At 34.6% G+C, this 17,807-nt stretch carries 15 protein-coding genes and 1 rRNA gene; 7 read left to right on the forward strand and 9 right to left on the reverse strand.

The genetic code is table 11. The features are described 5' to 3' along the window. A 16S ribosomal RNA gene (locus tag G4D61_RS00005) occupies positions 1-96 on the reverse strand; the annotation flags it as partial. A gap of 643 nt (positions 97-739) precedes the next feature. On the opposite strand from G4D61_RS00005, the gene G4D61_RS00010 reads away from it, so the two are divergent. Next, positions 740-1,255: a GNAT family N-acetyltransferase gene (locus G4D61_RS00010; protein ID WP_035356067.1), complete on the forward strand. Its 516-nt coding sequence runs from the start codon at positions 740-742 to the stop codon at positions 1,253-1,255. A 98-nt stretch (positions 1,256-1,353) separates the two neighbouring features. Here the strand turns inward: G4D61_RS00010 and G4D61_RS00015 are convergent, their stop codons facing one another. The 6 genes from G4D61_RS00015 to G4D61_RS00040 all read right to left on the reverse strand — a co-directional run bounded on the left by G4D61_RS00015 (position 1,354) and on the right by G4D61_RS00040 (position 6,922). Then, positions 1,354-2,340 (reverse strand): arsenic resistance protein, encoded by a 987-nt coding sequence (locus G4D61_RS00015; RefSeq protein ID WP_035348406.1) that lies wholly within the window; start codon positions 2,338-2,340, stop codon positions 1,354-1,356. Positions 2,341-2,410: 70 nt separating this feature from the next. Continuing rightward, positions 2,411-3,787, reverse strand: a complete 1,377-nt coding sequence (locus tag G4D61_RS00020) for a UDP-N-acetylmuramoyl-tripeptide--D-alanyl-D-alanine ligase (RefSeq protein WP_025727689.1) — start codon at positions 3,785-3,787, stop codon at positions 2,411-2,413. A 79-nt stretch (positions 3,788-3,866) separates the two neighbouring features. Continuing rightward, positions 3,867-4,934, reverse strand: a complete 1,068-nt coding sequence (locus G4D61_RS00025; RefSeq protein WP_163172960.1) for a D-alanine--D-alanine ligase — start codon at positions 4,932-4,934, stop codon at positions 3,867-3,869. Between the two features lie 370 nt (positions 4,935-5,304). Then, complete coding sequence (locus tag G4D61_RS00030) at positions 5,305-5,619, reverse strand: DMT family transporter (RefSeq protein ID WP_025727687.1); 315 nt, start codon at positions 5,617-5,619, stop codon at positions 5,305-5,307. A gap of 6 nt (positions 5,620-5,625) precedes the next feature. Continuing rightward, on the reverse strand, positions 5,626-5,958 hold the full coding sequence (locus G4D61_RS00035) for a DMT family transporter (protein ID WP_025727686.1): 333 nt from the start codon (positions 5,956-5,958) through the stop codon (positions 5,626-5,628). Between the two features lie 190 nt (positions 5,959-6,148). Beyond that, positions 6,149-6,922, reverse strand: a complete 774-nt coding sequence (locus tag G4D61_RS00040; RefSeq protein WP_025727685.1) for a hypothetical protein — start codon at positions 6,920-6,922, stop codon at positions 6,149-6,151. Positions 6,923-7,453: 531 nt separating this feature from the next. On the opposite strand from G4D61_RS00040, the gene G4D61_RS00045 reads away from it, so the two are divergent. From G4D61_RS00045 to G4D61_RS00055, 3 genes are all read left to right on the forward strand, one after another. Then, positions 7,454-8,785, forward strand: coding sequence for a hemolysin family protein (locus G4D61_RS00045; RefSeq protein ID WP_025727684.1), 1,332 nt, complete (start codon positions 7,454-7,456; stop codon positions 8,783-8,785). Positions 8,786-8,991: 206 nt separating this feature from the next. Then, entirely contained in the window at positions 8,992-9,414 is a 423-nt protein-coding gene (locus G4D61_RS00050) for a MerR family transcriptional regulator (RefSeq protein ID WP_035348398.1), read from the forward strand. A 66-nt stretch (positions 9,415-9,480) separates the two neighbouring features. Then, positions 9,481-10,839, forward strand: coding sequence for a hemolysin family protein (locus G4D61_RS00055; RefSeq protein WP_025727682.1), 1,359 nt, complete (start codon positions 9,481-9,483; stop codon positions 10,837-10,839). A gap of 439 nt (positions 10,840-11,278) precedes the next feature. Here G4D61_RS00055 and G4D61_RS00060 read toward each other — a convergent pair whose 3' ends face one another. After that, on the reverse strand, positions 11,279-11,422 hold the full coding sequence (locus tag G4D61_RS00060) for an Lmo0850 family protein (protein ID WP_163172962.1): 144 nt from the start codon (positions 11,420-11,422) through the stop codon (positions 11,279-11,281). Between the two features lie 394 nt (positions 11,423-11,816). Between G4D61_RS00060 and G4D61_RS00065 the strand changes: the two genes are divergently transcribed. Both G4D61_RS00065 and G4D61_RS00070 read left to right on the forward strand, forming a co-directional pair. Continuing rightward, a complete protein-coding gene (locus tag G4D61_RS00065; RefSeq protein ID WP_025727681.1) occupies positions 11,817-13,421 on the forward strand; it encodes an SWIM zinc finger family protein in 1,605 nt (534 codons plus the stop codon). Next, positions 13,411-16,221 (forward strand): DEAD/DEAH box helicase, encoded by a 2,811-nt coding sequence (locus G4D61_RS00070; RefSeq protein WP_025727680.1) that lies wholly within the window; start codon positions 13,411-13,413, stop codon positions 16,219-16,221. Before G4D61_RS00065 ends, G4D61_RS00070 begins: the two co-directional genes overlap by 11 nt. Positions 16,222-16,699: 478 nt before the next feature. Here G4D61_RS00070 and G4D61_RS00075 read toward each other — a convergent pair whose 3' ends face one another. Then, positions 16,700-17,062, reverse strand: coding sequence for a single-stranded DNA-binding protein (locus G4D61_RS00075; RefSeq protein ID WP_025727679.1), 363 nt, complete (start codon positions 17,060-17,062; stop codon positions 16,700-16,702). A gap of 303 nt (positions 17,063-17,365) precedes the next feature. Here G4D61_RS00075 and G4D61_RS00080 point away from each other — a divergent pair, with 303 nt between their 5' ends. After that, positions 17,366-17,776: a YwpF family protein gene (locus G4D61_RS00080; RefSeq protein ID WP_025727678.1), complete on the forward strand. Its 411-nt coding sequence runs from the start codon at positions 17,366-17,368 to the stop codon at positions 17,774-17,776. Positions 17,777-17,807: the final 31 nt, after the last annotated feature.

A 17,807-nucleotide genomic window follows, 5' to 3' on the forward strand; every position in this document is an offset into this window, starting at 1 on the left:
CTGATCAAAAGCAAGCTCTTCATCAGTTCGCTCGACTTGCATGTATTAGGCACGCCGCCAGCGTTCGTCCTGAGCCAGGATCAAACTCTCCAAAAAGATGTTTGATATAAGCTCATAAAAAAATTGACGTTTCGTTTTGTTCAGTTTTCAAAGATCAATCACTTTTTAGTTGATTAACAGCGACTTGATTATTATATCAAAATAATTTGTTGTTGTCAACACTTTTTTATTTAAGTGACTTTTGATTTATAAGATGTATTTTCAAATATAACAGAATTACGATTAACTGTCAATACATTTTATTAATTTGCTACTTCTAATCAATTTGTTTAGAAGCAACGTTTAATAATATACCAATTCCAAAACAAATTGTCAACGCTTTTTACAAAAAAAGGTTAGAGACTCCTATTTTCATTAAAAACCTGTACTTAATCGATGACTTTAAGCATTTAATCAAACGTTTGATTAATTTATTCTGTAGAAAGATCCTTACAGAAAAATATATTTGTAATATAGTAATTCATCCATTCTTCCAAAAAGGAAAATTATCTAGTAACTACAAGCCACTGGTAGAAATAGCTAGCATGATACTTTGTACAATAAATTATAGAGTAAAAAATAAATCTAATAACTTCTGCATTATATATTGAATGTCCTTCGGGAAAATGTCAAAATTAATTGTATATTTAGTCAAAACAGTTAACAATGTCATTTAACAGAAAGATTGGAGATGAACATAATGGAAAACTTACAGACAAAATGTGTTTACTTAGATTTTTATAATCCAACATATAAAGATTCCCTAGTAGATTATCATCTATTAGAGAACCAAAAAGCCTTTACAAAGACACCTATTGAAGCATTAAAATTTTGCGAACAGGACCAAGAGCGACATCCAATCTTAATTTTTTATAATGAAAAACCTGTTGGCTTTTTTGTTTTACATGAGGGAGAAGGAACGAAAGAGTTTAGTGACCATCATGATGCCATCCTGTTACGAGCTTATTCCATCAACTCCGTTTTTCAAGGAAAAGGGATTGCAACCCAATCACTCAGATTAATTCCTAATTTTATAAAAAAATACTACCCTAACATAAATGAAGTGGTTCTCGCCGTTAATCATCAGAACTTTGCTGCCCAGCATGTATATAAATCATGTGGGTTTGTCGACACAGGCCGCCGCGCAGTGGGACGAAGCGGAGAAATGTATATATACTCTCTTAATCTAGCCAGTAACAATGAATGTACAGAATGACAAAAAGGGCTCAGAAATATTTCTCCTAAACCGCTTCTTTGCACGCAAATGTCATTTCTCTTCTTTTAGAATTTGTCTACAATTTTAAAGGGCTGACATCATATAGTGTCTGCCCTTTTCTTATATGGTGTCTCACGTAATAATATGTTAGGTACAAGCCAAATGTATATCAACTCACCAATTAGTTCAACAATCGTTTGCGTTACGATAACAGCCGAGACGATCACCCGTTCATGTTCTGGCAATGCAAATGCCAAAGGGAGAACAACGAGTGAATTACGAGTACTTCCACTAAATAAAAGTGTACGCCCTGAAGATATATTTAATTTGAACATAATTGCTATATATTTTGAAATAATCGGCATAACCACCATAAAAGCTACATAAATAGGAATAACCTTTATAACTATATTGAACTCATTTAATATCTTTGCTAGTTGTGAAGCTACAATTATAAAAAGTGTCAGTGCCATAAAAGGAACCGGAAGCCAGGAGGAAACCCTTACTAACTGAGTACCTGTAGACGATCTGTTTGCGTATATTTGTAAAAAAACAGCAATTCCAAGAGGGATCACGATCAAATCCACAAAAGCCGTAATAAATGGTTTAGCATGAACAAATCCTTCTGCATTTTCTCCTAAAAACAACATTAAGAATATTGGTAAGAGAACCATTTGTAAAACAAATAGAATGGGTGTTGACAGTAACATCAACTTTTCATTTCCACCCCCTAGGGCAGTAAATATAATGACGTAGTCCACACAAGGAACGAGCAAAACTAAATATACTCCCAACAGTAGTCGCGGCTCGTTATGTAGATAAAATGATAAAACCCAGACAACGATTGGAACTACAACAAAATTTACTAGCAGGAGGGCTATAGTAAAACGGCGGTTCCGAAAAACATGTGTAAATGAGGGAAAGGGAATTTGAGAAAACATACTAAACAATACAATCGCAATCACAATAGAAACCCATTTATGTAAAGCGGCCGCTGAATGAGGAAATATCAATCCATATCCTGCTGCTATAAATATACATATAAAGTAAATCCTAGCTTGGTGATGTTCAATCTTATCTTTCATCCCCTTAATATCTCTCCTTCTCCCTTTATGCAAAAAGGTTATATGAAAAGGAGCAACAATGTGCTCCTTTTTAAAGAGAAATTTCCTTAACAACATCTTCTAATTTCATTCCACGTGATGCTTTTACCAATATAAGATCATTTTCCTCAATTCTTGCTTGTAACCGTTGAATTAATTCATCCTTATTTGTGAATGAAAAAATACGTGTTTCTGGAAATGAATCACGGGCTCCTTCTGCAATATAGCGAGCAAGCTCTCCATATGTAAATACAAATTGGATTTTTTCAGCATCAATAGCTTGACCAATTTCTGTATGGAATTGTTTTTCATTTTCACCAAGCTCAAGCATATCCCCCAAAACAAGTATTTTTCGTCTTGCTCCTGAAAAATTTTCGATTAAATGAATCGCCGCTTTCATTGAAGTTGGACTTGCATTATAAGCATCATTAATGACTTTAGATCCACGGATTCCATCAATCATTTCCATGCGCATTGCTGTTAATTTTAAAGCTTGTAAACCTGATGCAATTACTTGCGGTTCTAATGAAAATTCTTTTCCAACTAAAATAGCTGAAAGTGCATTTACAACATTGTATTCTCCAAGAACAGGAATAAAATATTCTACTTCAGGGTCAAGATTGGTTTTAAAGCTGCTTCCTGTTTCCTGCTGCGTAATGTGAACAGGATATACATCATTCGATAGACTTCTTCCAAAAGTTTTCGTATCAATACCGGTGATATGCGGTACTTTTTCTTGAAGAAGCGGTTCATCTCCTATGTAAATTAATAAACCACCATCCGGCAATCCTTCAACAATTTCAAGCTTTGCATCTGCAATTGCTCTCCGTGAACCTAAATTTTGAATATGTGCTTCTCCAATATTTGTAATGATTGCAACATCTGGACGGGCAATGTTTGTTAATAACGAGATTTCCCCCCTTGCACTCATTCCCATTTCTAGTACGGCGATATCTGTATTCTCATCTAAAGAAAGAATAGTTAGAGGCAGTCCTAAATGATTATTATAATTTCCTTCTGTTTTCTGGACTTTGTATTTTTGACTTAAAACAGTTGAAACCATATCTTTCGTCGTTGTTTTTCCATTGGAACCAGTGATGCCAACAACTTTAATATCTAATTGTTTTCGATAAGTCTTTGCAAGTTCTTGAAGGCTTTGCTGGACATCGTCCACTACGATAAGGGGCAGATCAGTTGGCGGATTTGGGACATCCTTTTGCCAAAGAGATGCTGCCGCTCCTTTACGAATTGCGTCTTCCACAAATTTATGTCCGTCTACATTACTCCCCTTAAGCGGAATATATAAATTACCTTTTTCAATCTTACGCGAATCAATACTAACACCTTGAATAGTGATGTCTGCTATAGCGTCGATTTCACTCACAACATTTATCATCGCTGCAATTTCTTGAATAGTTCTTTTAATCATTAATTATGACCTCCTACCAAAATCCCACACTATAAACAGAATGGGTCGGACACCATATTAGTATCAGACCCCCAAAATGTTAAAGTGTATATTTAATATTTTGTTTTTCTTTATGCTTTTCAATCGCAAGTTCCACAAGTTTTTCAATCAATTGTGGATATTCAAGACCGCTATGTTTCCAAAGAAGCGGAAACATACTAAAAGGAGTGAAACCTGGCATTGTATTAACCTCATTAATGATAATTCTTTCCTCTTTTGTTACAAAAAAGTCAGCACGGACAAGCCCTGCACAATCTAATGCTTTAAATGCTGTGATTGCTGCTGCAGATAGCTTTTCATAGACGGTTTGGGAAACCTCAGCCGGAATAACTAATGCCGTATCCCCATCCTGATATTTAGCCTTATAATCATAAAAATCTGTTTTTGGTACTATTTCACCTGCTACCGAACATTTCGGATCATCATTTCCAAGCACACCAATTTCAATTTCGCGTGCTATGACGCCTTCTTCAACAATAATTTTGCGGTCAAAGTTAAATGCCTCTGCAAAGGCTGCCTCTAATTCTGCACGATTAGTACATTTACTAATACCTACGCTGGAGCCAAGATTTGCAGGCTTCACAAAGCAAGGATAGCCTGTTACAGTCTCTACTTCCTCATAGCACTTTTCAGGTGCATCTTGCCACGCACTTCGAATAAATGATACATATTTTACTTGTTCAAGACCAGCTTGAGCAAAAATGTTTTTCATAATAACTTTATCCATACCTGCTGCAGATGCAAGCACACCATTTCCTACATAAGGAAGATTCAACAATTCTAATAAACCTTGCACTGTTCCATCCTCTCCATTTGGCCCATGAAGAAGTGGGAAGACTACATCATAACCGCTATCTGCTTCTGACAAAGATGTAGATAATGCAGTTGGTGCAACTGTTTCTCCGGAATGAAATTCTAACTGCTTGACATCCTCAACCGGGCCGTTTAATAACGGTCCTTTCACCCAAGCACCTTCTGTTGTAATAAAAATTGGATGCACCTCATATTTTTCATGATCCAAGGCTTGAATAACAGCTTTGGCAGTCTGCAATGATACTTGATGTTCCGCTGACTTCCCACCATATAATAAACAAATTTTCTTTTTCATTATGATCCTCCAATAATTACGAGATGTTTCTATTTTACCACTTTGAAATAGACTCTTTTCTAAAAGATTGTTGTTTTTAAATAGATTTTGCTTATTTAAAAATAAGTAGTTGATTTCCGCTCAAGAATTCTCGCTTTCCGCGAACGGACATTGAACCTTTGCGGAGCTTTTCGCCTACAGAGTCTCACCTGTCCCGTTATTCCTGTGAAGTTTCTCACCTTCCGCTCCAATCAACTTATGAACAGTTTAATCGAAAAACAACAAAGTTTTCGAAACAGCCTTCAATAAAACAAACATCATCTAGTCGAAATAACTTTCCGATAGTTTCCTTCCCTATTGTATGAGAAAATAGGGCATTTGTGTATATCCATTATTCTACAATTTTTAAACCAACAACACCTATAATGATTAAAATAATAAATAACAGCTTACGTAAGCTTCTACCTTCACGAAAAAATATAATTCCTATTAAAACACTGCCGGCTGCTCCTATTCCCGTCCATATTGAGTAGGCAGTACTTAATGGAATGGTTTGCAGCGCTTTAGAGAGACAAAACAAGCTGATTAAAGAACTTATGATTGAGAGAGCAGTATAAGTATGGCGTTTAAATCCATTAGAAACTTTCATAAAGAGAACGAAAGCAATTTCCCCTGCACCAGCTGTTATTAAGTAAAGCCACGCCAATACTATTCACTCTCCTTTATTGTTTCCTTCAGAAAACCGCAATCCGATAATCCCAATAAAAAGGCAAATTAGAAAAAACCACTTCACAAAACTTCCCTCTTCATCAAAAAATAAAATACCAATTATAGCTGTTCCTGCAGCACCAATTCCCGTAAAAACCGCATATGCTGTTCCAATCTCAATAGTGCTTGTCGCTTTTGCAAATAAAACAAAGCTTACTAAAATGAATACGACTGTTATGACGATTGGCATTAATTTTGTAAACCCGTGGGAATACTTTAATCCCATCGCCCAAATAATTTCTGCTATTCCCGCAATAAATAGATACAACCACGCCACCCTTGTGCCCTCCCCTTTTTATAAAAAACAACACCGAAATGGAAAAGAGTTTTCTCTTTGTTGCACTTGCAAACATCTTATTTTTCGTTTGTTATTCGACATAGGCAAATAGCAAAGGTATATACAGAAGCTTTTTGTAAATGACAAAGAAAAGGAACTAGCGATTTTTTTGCTACTTCCCTTCTCTGTTTTATTTAATTAACACTTTCCATTCTCTAGATCTGTGATCAAAGATAAGTTTACCATCTACTGGTCTATCCACTATTGATAAGTATTCTTCATACATTTCGTCCATATCATGAAAGTCACCAATTATCCATACGGGAATTTCAATTTGCGCTCGAGTCTGCAGGCTATTATCTAAAGAAATCAGCATTCCCTCTTTCATGCTCGTAATAAACGGCGTTAATACTTCAACAGGTACGGGCGGTAAATTTTTCTTCTTTCTCCGCGCAAAAAGAAGTGATTTATCACCCTTTATTTCGTTTATTCTTAAGGATATAACATCACCTAGCATTTTATAAAAATCATCCATTGAGCGATAATACGTTTTATTAAACCAGCCATCGTCTTGAGCTAAGTAGACAAAACGATTGTTTAGCTTCCGATAAAACGGCATTCGCAGATGATGTTTAATATGGCTTAAATAAAGCAGTTCTGCAATTTCGTAGCCTTCTAGCAAGTCAAGGCCTTCTTCATCTTCAAAATCAATCCAGCAGAAGTCCCCGTAGCGATAGACATCATCTTCCACTAAACGGTCAACTGTTTCCTCATCAACATACTCAAAAAGTGTGTGCAGATTAAACATGCCTGAATCGAATTGATGACGTAAAAGAAGAAGATTTGTTAATTTTGGAAAAGCATGATAGAATTCACGGAATTCTATTCCGTAGGATAATACATAATGGTTCACTTCATTTGTATGAACATATATGAGTCCCCGATTACCTGCATGGTTTTTCAATTAATTTACCTCCGATTGTGCGACACCAATATATGAAAAATACATATAAATATGGAAAAATTTCCTAAAGCAAAAATTATATTCTCATTTTAACAAATTTTTATAAAAATGTTAGTACAGTTCAACACATTCACTTTAAAATTATAATGAACAACAAGAAAAACTTCCATTTTTAAATACGACTTTTTTAGAACTTTTGTATCATACGCTGAATTTCCCAGCAACGAATTTAACAAAATAAACAAATGTATCAAAAATCTTTACAAGTAAAGTATATATAATGGATAAAGGAATTATAAAGCAACGAATTTATTATATGACGTGTACTCATATACATTCATACTTAAGAAATCTATAGTATACTTATTTTATACAACCATTTCATTTCAACTCATGAAGGAAGAACCGATCGAAAACATCCATTATATTTCCGATCGGTATATATAATGAAATGAGTTTTATTTTTAAGGAGGTGCTTGTCTTGCTTGATTGAGATGTTTACAATCACAAACTTCTCATGCAAGACAAAACATGCTGACGATCAATCTTATCATAATTGTATTACTAATCGGAGCAACATCTTTTTTCGTAGCCTCTGAATTTTCATTAGTAAGGGTTCGTGCATCACGAATCGATCAATTAATTGCAGAAGGCAACAAAAAAGCTACAGCTGCCAAAAAAGTAATTACCAATTTAGATAGTTATTTATCAACAACACAATTAGGTATCACTGTAATATCCCTTATATTAGGGTGGCTAGGTGAACCAACTTTACGAATTATTTTAAACCCGTTATTAAACAAAATCCATGTTCCTACAACAATCTTACAATTTTTAAGCTTTGTTATCTCTTTTTTAGTGATTACATTTTTGAGTGTCGTTGTAGGTGAACTTGCACCGAAAAATATTGCAATCCAAAAAGCAGAAAATATTGTGCTTGTAGTGGCAAAACCACTGATCTTTTTAAATAAAATTATGTTTCCATTCACATGGACGTTAAATCATTCATCACGGATTGTGACAAAGGCGCTTGGGTTTAGTATTTCACCTGATCATGATATCGCACATTCAGAAGAAGAATTAAGAATTATCCTTTCAGAAAGCTTAAAAAGCGGAGAAATCAATCAATCCGAATATAAATATGTGAATAATATTTTCGAATTTGATAATCGAATTGCAAAAGAAATCATGGTTCCGCGGACTGAAGTTGTTAGTATTGATAAAAGTGACAATATGAAAGCTGTACTAGATCTTGTTCAACAGGAAAAATATACGAGATATCCGGTTACTGATGGTGATAAGGACAATATTATCGGATTCATTAATATTAAAGAAATTTTAACAGATTTCCTTTCCGCTTCTCAAATTGAATTGGAAGGACCACTTGATCCTTATATCAATCCCATCATACATGTAATTGAAACCGTACAAATTCAAGAGATCCTTGCAAGGATGCAAAAGGATCATACGCATATGGCAGTTTTACTTGATGAATATGGTGGCACAGCAGGAATTATCACTGTCGAAGATATTTTAGAAGAAATTGTTGGTGAGATTCGCGACGAGTTTGATGAGGACGAGATACCTCTTATACAAAAGCTTGGTGAGGATCATTTTATTTTTGATGCAAAACTTTTAATCGAGGATGTCAACGATTTATTAGGAACAAACATTGAAGAAGAAGAAGTAGATACAATTGGCGGTTGGTTACTGACACAAAAATATGACTTAAAAAAAGGCGATATTATCCTTTTTGAGACATATGAATTCAAAGTAGCCGATATGGAAGGCTCACACGTACTCTACATCGAAGTACGTAAAGTTCAAAAAGTGAATCAATTACAAGAAGGAACCTCCGAATAAAAGGAGGTTTTTTTGTTTCGCAAATCATCGCATAATGGACAACTCCTATCCATAATATATATGTAAATAGTACGTTATTGAATTTTCACAATTATCTTATATTTTAAACTGTAACGTTTGACTGTACGGTTATTTTTCTCTATAATATTTATAATATATGATTCTATAGCAAAGAAACGAGGTGAGCCGATGGGGCAGTCTATCGAATAGGAGAATTAGCTTCATTAGCCAATGTTTCAAAAAGAACGATCGATTATTATACTCATTTAGGATTATTGCAGCCAAAGCGATCAAATGCAAATTATCGCATATACGATGAAGAGGCATTAGAGGATTTAAAATTTATTGTTGAATGCAAACATCTCCATTTTCCGCTTGAAACGATTCGTCAAAAAATGGAGTGGAGAAAGAACAATGAATTGAATGAAAAACTTTTGGCTCAACAAGTAGATCTTTTTTCTGAACAAATGAAAAAACTAAATATCGAATTAAGTCAATTTGTACCAAGTTTAGAGAAACTCTCAGATGACCAAAAACATACATTGTGCAAACGTCTATCTAAAGATAGTATGGCACTCGTTGAATCACTTTCTTTATTATTAACTAAACAAGTGGTTGGTCATTCTTAATCTTATTAAATTGAAAACTACAGGAGGTGACTCCTGTCCCATTTCACATGAGACAGGAAAACTTATTTGGACATATTTAAATTGGTGCTGATTTTCATTTTAATCGCACTTTCCGCTTTTTTTGTAGCTTCAGAATTTGCGATCGTAAAAGTTCGTAGTTCACGAATTGATCAATTGATTGAAGAAGGAAACAGAAAAGCAATTACGGTAAAAAAATTACTTTCAAATCTTGATGAATATTTATCTACCTGTCAACTTGGTATAACAATTATTTCATTACTGCTAGGATGGATCGGGGAAGAAACGGTATCAACACTGCTTGATCCGCTATTTGAAATAATCGGATTGCCACACTCTGTGACAACCGTTGTCTCCGTTTTCCTTTCATTTGCCATTATTACGCTTGTTCACGTAGTGATTGGTGAATTGGCACCAAAAACAATTGCTATCCAAAAAGCAGAACAGATTATTTTTCTAGCATCAAGACCATTAATGATATTTCACCGTATAATGTACCCGTTTATATGGATTCTGAACAGCTCAGCTGGCCTTGTGACTAAAATGACAGGATTTGAACCAGCTTCAGAAAATGATGTGGCGCATACAGAAGAAGAATTACGGATTATCCTTTCTGAAAGCTACAAAAACGGAGAAATTAATCAATCAGAATTTAAATATGTTAATAAAATATTTGAATTTGACAATCGTATTGCAAAAGAAATTATGGTCCCGCGTACTGAAGTTGTGTCTCTTTCTAAAGATGACTCCCTTGAATCATTTTTAGAATTAGTTCAGCAAGAAAGATTCACTCGCTATCCAGTGATTGATGGAGATAAAGACCATATTATTGGGATTGTAAATTTAAAAGAAGTTCTTACAGACTTACTTGATCAAAAAAATGGAGAAAAACCAACCATTCAATCTTATGTTCGGCCAATCATTCGCGTCATCGAGACGATTCCAATTAATGATTTACTGATCATGATGCAAAAAGAAAGAATTCATATGGCCGTTCTACTTGATGAATACGGCGGAACAAGCGGTATCGCTACTGTTGAGGATATTTTAGAGGAAATTGTTGGCGAGATTCGTGATGAATTTGATATGGATGAAGTCCCACTTATTCGCAAAGTACAGGAGAATCATTATATTATCGATTCAAAAGTATTGATTAGTGAAGTTAATGACCTGCTAGGAACCCATATCTCTGATGAAGAAGTGGACACAATTGGTGGTTGGGTTTTAACCGAAAATTACGAAGCGAAGCAAGGCGATATCATTCAATCAGAAGGTTTCGACTTTATCATTAAAGACATGGAAGATCTCCATGTTAAGTATATTGAAGTAAAAAAACATGCTTTTCAAGAAGTAAAACGTGAAGCACAACCGCCTATACCACTGACAAATTCAAAAGTATTATCATAAAAAATGAGGAATGGTTTAAAACCATTCCTCATTTTTTATATTTCTTTTATACTTGCGATTCGCTTTCTGCGCGTGGTCCGTACGTAAACCACCTCTCCTCCACCGAGAATCTATTACCGCACACTGATCCCGCAGGAGGACTCCCCATCTGCTTCCATTCCCGTGAACAAAAATATATTTAATCATACAAGAAGAGACAAAAAATGGGCACAAGAAATAGAACTAAAAGATAGATACTTTACCGTCATTTTTATTTTAATATAATTGTATGATAGAAAATCAGAAACAAGAATCATCATTTTTCTACTATTAGTTACGATATCTAATCTTTTTCGACAATTACAGTTTCCCCGGAAATAATTTCCGACTATTTTCAACATGTTCTGTTATCTGTGCTATAATAAAATTGGCTAAACATTACTTCAATTCACTAGTGAAATTATTTTTTAAGAGCTGCTGTTATATACTTACAATTTTCAAGAATCTCTATTAACTCTAACCGAGATTTTGTATAAGATGTTTTAATCCCCATTGCTGAAAAACTGGATATTACCTTTTTCAAATGATCATGGTTCTTTTTCATATGATCACCTCATTTAGCTATAAAATGACGAACTACTTTCCAAGTTTCTCTATAAACGATATTTAAAATTATACTTAATAAATTTTAATACTTCATTAAAATTTTTATGGCATACAGAATACAATAAAGGATAATATAAGTCACTTATACTATACCAGAAAAATAACCGAAATATAAGAGATTTCAAAAAATATACATATTTTATTTGCTGATATAAAACTGATAATAGCTTTCGTTTCATGCCTGCCTATCACATTATTGAAGAGAAAAGATCATTATTTCAACAATCACATCTTTAGAAATCCGCTTCAAACTATCATCTCTCTTTTCTAAATGCGGATAATGTCATACAATGAAAATAATACACTTGATTTAAGGAAGGGTTCATATTATGATGTCAGATCAGCTGAACAATTTTTCTAAAGAACTTCAAGCAAACCTTCATCCAACAAGTGAATACCATCAAAAACTTGTTCAAAAAGGATTATTGTTATACAGGCAAAATCATGTTTATAAAAAACAATATAATCCCCCTACCTATATCAGTGGAAAAGTACAAGATGTTATTCCTGTTGATGTTACACTAAATATGAACGAACCTTTAAATAGTCAATGTTCTTGTCCGCAAGAAGGAATTTGCCGCCATCAACTTGCACTGTTTTTTTCTGCCTATAGTGAAAATAGCAGTGTCTTTGAATGGGTTCAAGAATGGAAGAGCCAGGATCAATCTTTCGATATATTAAAAACGGTGAAACGAGCAAGTGATTTATTAAATGAGGCAGTCCCGCCCGATTTGAGTAAAGGCATTGACGCATGGTTGCATTATTTTAAGCAAACATTCGAAGATGCAAATATTAGTAATGAATATTTTCTAGAAACATCCGTAAAACGTAACTATCGGCGTTTACTCGATTTTATTCCCGTAGAGAGGGAATGGAAGCCGCTTTATCGATTGTTTGCTGCCTATGAGGCCTTAAAATGGTTAAATGGTGTGTGTGTTGAAAATGAATTTCACGGTCTATCTTCCCTTTTCGACTTCCTTTTACAAGAAGCCGAGGAATCATTAAACCAATTGTCTGTGACATCAGCACCGTTTGCTTTTGATCCCTACATTCAATATTTACGAGACGATAGCCATTTTCTAATAGAGTCTAGCTCGTATTTTTATTCGTCCCTATTTCATTTTTATAGATTACTTTGGTCACGTTTGTTTAGATCATCCAGTTGGAGACATGATGAATGGAATAGATGGAATGAACGCCTTATTCATGACATCAATACAAAAGAAAAAATTGAAATTCCTAATATTATGGCCTTCATTCATTTATCTTTTTTAGAAGAGGATGATGATAGAGCACTTTCATTTTTAAAAGAATTAATGAATGATGACCCAACACTCATACTGTTTATGCCTTTTTGGATAGAGGAATTAAAAATCCAAAAAGCATTTCAGAGACAATATCGGTATATCAACTGTGCACTGGCAATGCTTCCTCTATTTTTTCAAGATACTAATAGCAGCTACGAACGGCAATCTTTTACACGTTTATTTTTACAATCAATCGGTGAAGCTGCTTTAATGGAAAAAAACCCTTATTTATTGGAAAAAGTATACAGGGGCCTTTTACCTTATAGCTATTATAAATATGATTCCTATTTATTTTCTCAAAAAAAATTTCGGGAATGGGTAGAGCTTCAACATTTATCGGCAAAAGAAATCGACTTAATTGATAAAGAAAAATTGACTATCATTGCAAAAGAAGCCCCGCAAATGGTCATGCCTTTATACCATGAAGCCATTGAACATCTCATTTCCAGCCGCAATCGAAGCTCTTATAAAAAAGCAGTGCGTTATTTAAAAAAATTGCGAACTGTGTATAAAAAAAGAAACCGTATGTTGGATTGGGACCGTTTTTTCAATCACTTAGTTAATCGTACAAAACGATTACGTGCATTTCAGGAAGAATGTAGAAAGGGAAAACTCATCGATGTTGAATGATCAAGAATTTGTTATAAATATTACGCATATGGATAACGGACATTATTTTTTATTTGTTGATGGTAAAGATGGGATTGAAGTGGATCCCAATGTATGGAAACCATCTTTATTTATTTGGCATGAAGAGAGCTATTATGGCACCCTAATTCCAACTAGTAAATACTTAGATCATAATGGCGTTGCATTAGATGGTTTTTTATTACTTTCTCTTTTAGGAAAAGAAAGTTTCAGTTCTCTTATAGCGTGGGATTGGAATGAACTCGGACAGATCTTTTTGGCCGCCGCCCCCATAATGTATGAAGCCATTATGGACGGTGCGTGGTTCCCGCATTTAATAAATAGCAAAGAGGAAGCAGCCCACATGGAGCTTCCCAGCCTAGTGATTAACGAGTTTACCCCTGGATTTTGGGAACAATCTGTTGACGGGATTTCCGTTCAGTCCATACTGGAATCATGGTTTCACCATTCCATTCAACACTATGTGAGCCATCATCATTCCCTTAAAAATAAATTAAACAGTTTGAACCATGAAACATTAACAAAAGAGGATTTAATCGCTTATTTTGATGAGGGCCGTATAAAAAAATGGCTAAATGATGATGCTGACTTTCCCTTTTCAATTGGATTGCGCCTGACAGAACCAATAAATGATCATGAGCCATGGATATTAGAAACCGTTTTGCGTGATAAACAAAATCCCGAACGTTTTCTTTCCTATCCTAAACAGAAACTATACAAAAAATGGTTAGTATTCGAGGATGATATTAAGAAAGAACAACAGCGCTGGATAAAACTTTTCCCTTGGCTGGAACACAACGGTCACTTAGCAACATCATTGGAGGAAGAGCTAGCTTGGGAATTTTTAATTCATGCAAGTGAAAAGCTATTATACTTAGGCGTTGAAATTTTACTTCCTTCTTGGTGGACTACAATTAAAGAAACAAGTTTGCGCATCAAAGCAAAAATAAAGCAAACAAGCACAAATTATCGACCATCCTTTGTCGGTTTAAATGCTATGCTCGATTTTGATTGGCGTCTGTCAATGAATGGTGCCGAATTAACAGAAGAGGAATTTAAACTTTTAATTGAACAAAATCGCCGGCTAGTTAAAATTAACGGTCAATGGATTACACTCGATCCAAAAATGATTAAATCTCTGCAAGAACTAATGATGCGCGCGAAAAAGGAAGGTCTACGCATGCAGGATTTGTTCGAACAAGAACTCGCACCTGTTGAAACTTCACAAATAGATGAAGTAAGCCCAAGAGCCTTCGCCAATATACAGATTGAACTAAATCGTTCATTGAAGCAATTTATTCATCAACTTACAAATTTACAAGATATACCAAATATAAAAGCTTCTGAATTACTGCAAGGGCAACTTAGGCCTTATCAACAATTAGGGCTAAATTGGCTATCCTTTTTAAGGACATTTCGTTTTGGTGCAATTTTGGCGGATGATATGGGATTAGGTAAAACAATCCAACTGATCTCTTATTTGTTACATGTAAAAGAAAGCGAATCACCTAAAACACCAGCCCTTATTGTATGTCCAACATCTGTTCTAGGAAATTGGCAAAAAGAATTTGAGCGATTTGCTCCTCACTTAAAGGTTGCGCTTCATTATGGGGCAAATCGAGTAAAAGAAAATATTCAAGAACAATATGATCATATAGATGTTGTCCTTACTAGCTACGGACTTTCTCATATTGATCATGAAGAACTATCCACTATTGAATGGAGTACGTTAGCTTTAGATGAAGCGCAAAACATAAAAAACCCTCAAACAAAACAGTCACAGGCTATTAGGAAATTAAAGGGAACGCATCATATCGCTTTAACGGGAACACCAATGGAAAATCGCTTATCTGAGCTATGGACCATTTTTGATTTTGCAAACAAAGGATTTCTAGGGACATTCTCACAATTCCAGAAACGATTTATTTTGCCTATTGAAAAAGATGAAGCACCTGAAAAAATTCGTGAATTGCAATCCTTAATAAGACCATTCTTATTAAGAAGAACCAAAAAAGATCCTGAAGTAGAGTTAAATCTCCCTGATAAATTAGAGCAAAAGGAATACTGCCCGCTAACTGTAGAACAGGCATCCTTATATGAGCAGCTTATTCAAACAACGTTCCAACAAATTGAAACATTATCTGGGTTTGAACGAAAAGGGCTCATTTTACAAATGCTTAATCGTCTTAAGCAACTATGCAATCATCCGGCACTCTTTTTAAAAGAAAACGAACCTAGAAGATTAGTCGAGCGCTCCATTAAGCTCGAAAAATTAACTGACTTAGTGCAGACGATTATTAATAATAACGAGGCTTGCTTAATTTTTACACAATATATTGGCATGGGAGAAATGATTCAGCAAATCTTAAAGGAAAAATTCCAATTGAATGTGCCTTTTTTAAATGGAAGTATGCCTAAAGCAAAACGCGATCAATTTGTTGAACAGTTCCAAGATGGGAGATTTCCAATTTTTCTCCTCTCCTTAAAAGCTGGCGGAACAGGTTTAAACTTAACTGCGGCTAATCATGTCATACATTATGATCGTTGGTGGAATCCTGCTGTAGAAAATCAAGCTACAGACCGAGCGTACCGTATCGGGCAAAAACGATTCGTCCATGTCCATAAACTTATCACGACTGGGACATTGGAGGAAAAAATTGACGCGATGCTTGAAAAGAAACAAGCTCTAAATGATGAAATTATTCAAAGTGATGACTGGATAACAGAACTATCCGATTTAGATCTTAAAAACTTAGTTTCACTACAGCAAGGGGTCTTTTAATATACTTAAACGGGAATGAATTTAATCATTTCCGTTTTTCATTGGATTTGAAAAGAACTACTTTAATTTTTATTTAAACCATTTACAAATCTGAAAGCCCAAAGACGGACAGTGGCGAGGATCTTCAGCTCCCACCAAAGAAAAGCGAGCATCCTGGAGCGGAAATCATTTGCTCTTTTTTTGAAGAGTCTCTAAATTCACAAAAAAGCCTTTTAATTAGCTTCTCCAAGAAATCGAGAATGGCAATTATAGACAATCAAATTCATAAAAAATCAGCCGTTATGTAACAGCTGAAACAAAATATGAAGAGTATTATGAGGTAAATAAAAGAGGGCAATACGTTTAAAATCAATCTATCTGATGAGGAATATTTGAGGATACAATATTGAATGGAAATTTCAGTTTAGATTAAACTAAATTTTTTTTTGCGATTGCAAGAATCGCTTTTTTATTGATCGAATAAAATCATCACGCTAACCTAACCATCTTGTTCGATCTCTTCTAGCATGCTATTTTCTATACGTCTCCTGTTCAAAAATTTAATGGTATCTGCAATAACCTCAGTTATAAACACTTTCCTCCCTTCTTTATTTTCATAGTATCTCGTTTGAAGTCTTCCTACTATTCCGACGATAGATCCTTTCGTACAATATTTCGCCGTATTCTCTGCAGCTTTATTCCATAGTGTACATTGAATAAAATCAGTTATAAACTCACCAAATTGGTTTCGATAAGGACGATTTAATGCCAATATAATATTAAGAACCGACTTTCCTTCTAATGTATAATGGATTTCCGGGTCTTTCGTCAGCCTTCCTACTAATGTGACTTGATTAATCAATAAGCACACCCCCTTCCTTGATTCATATATTACTCATAATCATATTTATCGTAAAATGGGCATGTTCTTCTTTCCGGTACGCTTCTGCCGCAAAAATTACATTTACTTTGATAAAAAATGTGTTTTTTTACAGTTTTATAATCTTAAAATGTTTTTTATTTATTATTGCAACATTTTTGTGACTTAAATCTAAAGGGGGTATGTGAATTTTCTGATTAAAATGGGAAGAAATCCTGTTTTGTTATTATCTATTTTGCTAATGAATGTGTTATAATTTGGGCAAATAACCTCGGAGGAAAGTGTATGAAAACGTTTAAAATCGTCTCATTACATATTGTTGAAGCAGATACGCTTAAACCAATCTCTTTCTATGACGGTTTAATCATTAATAAAGAGGATGGAAAAGGCACATGGCTAATTGAAATTTATACACCGCTTGAATATCATCCGTATTTTCTTGAAGCTGAAGAAAACAAAAGAGCATTGGAAGTGGATGTCGTTATTACGCATGAAAGCAATGATCCTGCTTCATTAACGACCAATGTCCGTGGTATTAAAAAATTCCAGGACGCCATGAGCGTCTTATTAGAAGGGCATATTCAGTATCGAAAAAATGATGATCATGTGGAGCAAATTTTGACTGCATTAGTAAGCGAAGGCTTTCAAGGGAAGGAGCTTGTGCAGGAATTCAAACTTCGTTTAAATCGAAAATAATGTGAAGAATCACCCGCACCATAAAATGATA

It is taken from the genome of Heyndrickxia ginsengihumi (genome assembly GCF_011008565.1).
Lineage (GTDB): Bacteria > Bacillota > Bacilli > Bacillales > Bacillaceae_C > Weizmannia > Weizmannia ginsengihumi.

Coding starts and splice junctions, on each gene's coding strand:
- G4D61_RS00010 (WP_035356067.1), top strand. CDS start 740: ATGGAAAACTTACAGACAAAATGTGTTTACTTAGATTTTTATAATCCA.
- G4D61_RS00015 (WP_035348406.1), bottom strand. CDS start 2,340: ATGAAAGATAAGATTGAACATCACCAAGCTAGGATTTACTTTATATGT.
- G4D61_RS00020 (WP_025727689.1), bottom strand. CDS start 3,787: ATGATTAAAAGAACTATTCAAGAAATTGCAGCGATGATAAATGTTGTG.
- G4D61_RS00025 (WP_163172960.1), bottom strand. CDS start 4,934: ATGAAAAAGAAAATTTGTTTATTATATGGTGGGAAGTCAGCGGAACAT.
- G4D61_RS00045 (WP_025727684.1), top strand. CDS start 7,454: ATGCTGACGATCAATCTTATCATAATTGTATTACTAATCGGAGCAACA.
- G4D61_RS00060 (WP_163172962.1), bottom strand. CDS start 11,422: ATGAAAAAGAACCATGATCATTTGAAAAAGGTAATATCCAGTTTTTCA.
- G4D61_RS00065 (WP_025727681.1), top strand. CDS start 11,817: ATGTCAGATCAGCTGAACAATTTTTCTAAAGAACTTCAAGCAAACCTT.
- G4D61_RS00070 (WP_025727680.1), top strand. CDS start 13,411: ATGTTGAATGATCAAGAATTTGTTATAAATATTACGCATATGGATAAC.
- G4D61_RS00080 (WP_025727678.1), top strand. CDS start 17,366: ATGAAAACGTTTAAAATCGTCTCATTACATATTGTTGAAGCAGATACG.